The organism is Neisseria sicca VK64 (genome assembly GCF_000260655.1).
In the GTDB taxonomy this organism is placed as follows: Bacteria; Pseudomonadota; Gammaproteobacteria; order Burkholderiales; family Neisseriaceae; genus Neisseria; species Neisseria sicca_B.
In genome coordinates, this window is sequence record NZ_AJMT01000054.1 from 1 (window position 1) to 4067 (window position 4067).

General features: G+C 45.5%; 3 protein-coding genes. 2 read left to right on the forward strand and 1 reads right to left on the reverse strand.

Annotated features, from left to right (window positions below; all coding sequences use genetic code 11):
- Window positions 1-366 precede the first annotated feature (366 nt).
- On the forward strand, window positions 367-1188 hold the full coding sequence (locus tag HMPREF1051_RS15090; protein ID WP_231286249.1) for a transferrin-binding protein-like solute binding protein: 822 nt from the start codon (window positions 367-369) through the stop codon (window positions 1186-1188).
- A gap of 354 nt (window positions 1189-1542) precedes the next feature.
- Here HMPREF1051_RS15090 and HMPREF1051_RS03400 read toward each other — a convergent pair whose 3' ends face one another.
- A complete protein-coding gene (locus tag HMPREF1051_RS03400; protein WP_003759227.1) occupies window positions 1543-2304 on the reverse strand; it encodes an OmpA family protein in 762 nt (253 codons plus the stop codon).
- A gap of 441 nt (window positions 2305-2745) precedes the next feature.
- Between HMPREF1051_RS03400 and HMPREF1051_RS03405 the strand changes: the two genes are divergently transcribed.
- On the forward strand, window positions 2746-3696 hold the full coding sequence (locus HMPREF1051_RS03405) for a CysB family HTH-type transcriptional regulator (protein ID WP_003759222.1): 951 nt from the start codon (window positions 2746-2748) through the stop codon (window positions 3694-3696).
- Window positions 3697-4067 lie beyond the last annotated feature (371 nt).

Sequence of the window (4067 nt, forward strand, 5' to 3'; positions counted from 1 at the left end):
CCGAATTTCAATACATTCTGTGCCAGCGCAAACTTGAGGAAATCTTGACGGAAATCGGGCATTTTGCTTCTTTCGAAAGATATTGATTTATAAAGGAAGAGATTATAAAGGATTCATGAGGAAAATGCAGGTCGTCTGAAAAAGTGAGTTGATTTTATGTGTTTCCTGCCAATAAATTGTTAACTTAGTCATAATTTAGTTATATTTTGTTTGTAAATTTACTTGAATTAACTATTACATATGGGTCGACTTACCTTTTTAGTATAAAATGTCTAAGTCATTGATTCAGGTGCATCGCAAGCACAATCAAGACTTGTTCCCGAATACAGAAACTTCGAGATTCAATTTAAAAAAGGATGATACGACATGAAAAAAGTACTTGCATTGATTTGTACAGCAACTTTGGCTGCCTGCGGAGGTGGGGGCGGTGGTGGAAATTCCACTCCTTCTTCACAATCTACGCCTAACGCAGGTCCAAGCAACCCATCAACGTCGCAGAAGCCTGCAACTCCCCCATCAACGACAACTCCTGCAAAACCTGAGACGGGTAAAACGCCTACTGCTCCTAAAACTCCTGCTACTCCGGCGGTTCCTACCGCTGCACAGCAAACAGTTGGCGGTAATAGCATTGCCATCGATAATAGCAACATCAAACACATCCGCGTTGACGGAGTGGATTTTGATCTGACCCAAAGCGGCGGTATTTCTTTGAATAATTGGAAAGGCAAAGTCCCTGGTTTTATTTCAGGAATTGCATCCGGCGAGCCGAAATCCGTACAGAAATTCTTGGTCAATACCGCTTCAGCAAACGCTACTGCCGGCGTGTTGGAAGTTAACGGCAAAAAACAAGCTTTCTTCAGCGGACACTTTACGCCCGCAGCCGAGCTGCCTAAAGGGCAAGTTCATTACAACACCAGCGTTGCCTCTATGCATAGCGGCGCAAATTACGATATTACCCGCACAGAGTTGACTGCCAATTTTGACAGTAAAAAATTAACAGGCACTATCTCTCGTGATGCTAAATTTGGCGACAACATTGCTGTTAATGCCCAAATTAGCGGCAACAAGTTTGAACAATCCGGTGCGACCCAAGTCAAAGGCGGTTTCTTTGGCAAAAATGCAGCGGAAGTTGCAGGCGGATTCTCTAGCGGCAATACGGTAGGCGCATTCGTCGGCTCGAAGAAATAATCTTCCGGTAAACGGTATTGCAAATAAAGGTCGTCTGAAAACAGGTTTTCTGGTTTCAGACGACCTTTTGCTTTTGTACGCTTTTTAATTTTTTGTATTTGGTTATTATCTGTGTCAAATGGTGACGGCGATATATGGCGGGTTGATACCGAAATTTTCAGCTTCTATCAGATAGATTGATCGAGAAGAGAAGAGGTAGAAAAGGATTCATGAGGAAAATCTAGGTCGTCTGAAGGGGAAGTTGTGGCAAAGTGAAAAGAAGCCAAATCTCGATTTTTCAGACGACCTTTGTATCAACGTTAATCCGACAAAATAAAAACCCCGCAGGGAAGCGGGGTTTCTGGGATGTTTCGATTAAGGCTTAGCGTAGCCGTGTACGCCGTTGTATGGAGAAGGAATCCAGCCTTCATCCACTGCAGGACGTTCGCCTTGACCTTCAATTGTTTGACCCGGGGCAACTTGTTTGGTAACAGTGCTGCGGATTTTCACATCAACGCGACGGTCAGGCTCGATACATGCGATCAAAGCAGCGCGTTTTTTGGCTTTGGATACTTTTTTGCCCAGTTTTGCTACTTCTGCTTCACAAGTAGCAGTCATTTGAGCTTGAGACTCGCCAAGACCTGTAGCGGAAACTTTGCTGGAAGGAACGCCACGACCTACCAAGTAGTTGGCCACTACGTTGGCACGACGTTCAGACAGGTTTTGGTTGTACTCTTCAGAACCCATGAAGTCGGTGTGACCTTCGATACGTACGGTTTGTACGTTTTCGTTGCTCAGGCGTTGGGCCAGGCTGTTCAGGTTTTCTTGAGCTTCAGGACGCAGGATGTCTTTGTCGAAGCCGAACAGGGTTTTCGCAGACAGGGAAACAGTTTCGTCAACGTATTCGGGAGCTTGTTGAACTGCGGCTACCGCTTCGCGGTCACCACATTCGACACGACCTTGGGTTTCTTTGTCGAAGTAGCTGTTTTTCCAGCACTCGCCGTAGTTGTTACGGACGACTTCTTGAGATTGGCTGCTTACGGTGTAGCCGTGTTTGGTGTGCGCTTCACTTGCCATTGCAGTGCCTGAAGCAACCAATGCAACGAACAATGCGCTTAATTTCAGCTGTTTGGTCATTTTATTCCCTCATCAAAATTGTTATGCGGCGGATACAGGAAGCAGCCGCAGCAAATTACCAATATACAGGCCGCAGCATAAAACAGCGGCAAATCGGATATATCAGTTTGCACTATAAAGAAGCATGGTACAGACTGTCAATACTCGATGCCTTGATAAAAACATGAAACTGCTTGCCTCCTAATGGTGAATCATGCCTAAAAATCAAGCTTGTGTCATTTATTTATCAGGAAATTCGGGTCTGTTTCTATTTGCAGTTGCGTAAACGCAACAAGAGTTTGCGTGCTGTAAAGACGGTTTTCATAGTTTATATGTATAGTTTTATTGAAAACAAAAACTTCCTTGTGTGTTTTTTGGATGTCCGACAAATCCGGCAAAATATGTTAAATTATGTGCCGCTTGTCGTATAAAACATACAAACACAATACAACCGGACTACCTATGAAATTACAGCAATTGCGGTATGCGTTGGAGGTGTACCGCCATAATTTGAATGTATCTGAGGCTGCGGATGCGCTATTTACTTCGCAACCGGGTATTTCCAAGCAAATCCGCCTTTTGGAAGAAGAACTGGGGGTGCAGATTTTTATACGCAGCGGCAAGCGTGTGGTGTCTGTTTCCCAGCCGGGTAAGGCGGTGTTGGAAATTTCGGAACGGATTTTGCGCGATGTCCAAAATATTAAGAATATCGGCAGCGAGTTTACCGATCACGACAGCGGTGCTCTGACGATTGCGACGACGCATACGCAGGCACGCTATGCGCTGCCTTTGATTGTGGCGGATTTTGTGAAGCGTTATCCGAGGGTCAATCTGACGATCAAGCAGGGGAGCCCTGCTGCTATTGCGCAAATGGTCAGCAATGGCGAGGCGGATATTGCGATTGTGACGGAGCGGATTGACGATCATCCCGAACTGAGCAAGTTGACGTGTGATGAATGGAACCATGCGGTCATCGTGCCGAAAGAGCATCCTTTGTTGGAATGTATGAATCCTTTAAGTATTGAGGATTTGGCTTCGTTTCCCCTGATTACTTACGAATTTGCATTTAATCAGGGCAGCAGTATTGCGCGTGCTTTTAATAAGGCGCATTTGGATAATCCGGATGTGGTGTTGTCGGCAGCGGATACGGATGTCTTGAAGACTTATGTCCGACTGGGGCTTGGGGTCGGGTTGATGGCGAAGATGGCATTTGATCCGGAGAAGGATGCGGATTTGGAATTGGTCGATGCAGCGCATCTGTTTGAGCCTTCGCCCATTTGGATTGCAGTACGCTCGGATACTTATCTTCGCGGTTATACCTACGATTTTATCGAAATGTTCTCGCCGAAGCTGACGCGGGATGTGGTGGACCGTATTCTTTATACGCCGGTGGTCGAAGATTTCTCTATTTGAATTTGGATATGGCAAGAGGTCGTCTGAAAAGCAGAAATGTTTTTCAGACGACCTTTTTTAGTGCGGTTGATATTGGCCGGGTGCTTTGAAATTCAATGTCTTAAGCGCAGGCAAAAAACTGCGGGCAAAAAAACGCCTCCTGCCGGGAGCTGGCGGAGGCTATCCAAGGAGTTTTAAAAGTAACCCTAAAGAACTATGAAACTAGTCAGAAAGAACTATATTACTAATCTGAACGGTTTGCAAGTTCGTCGAGTGGTTTTAAATTAACTTTACGTCCGAACAAGGCTTGGATTTCAGATTGATGGCTGATGCCGATGACGAGGGTGTCGGGAAGGTTGTGCTTGAGGGTTTGCATCAGCGTCAAGGCAGAT

Excerpts from the sequence above, each read along its gene's own strand:
- HMPREF1051_RS15090 (WP_231286249.1), top strand. The coding sequence starts at position 367 with ATGAAAAAAGTACTTGCATTGATTTGTACAGCAACTTTGGCTGCCTGC.
- HMPREF1051_RS03400 (WP_003759227.1), bottom strand. The coding sequence starts at position 2,304 with ATGACCAAACAGCTGAAATTAAGCGCATTGTTCGTTGCATTGGTTGCT.
- HMPREF1051_RS03405 (WP_003759222.1), top strand. The coding sequence starts at position 2,746 with ATGAAATTACAGCAATTGCGGTATGCGTTGGAGGTGTACCGCCATAAT.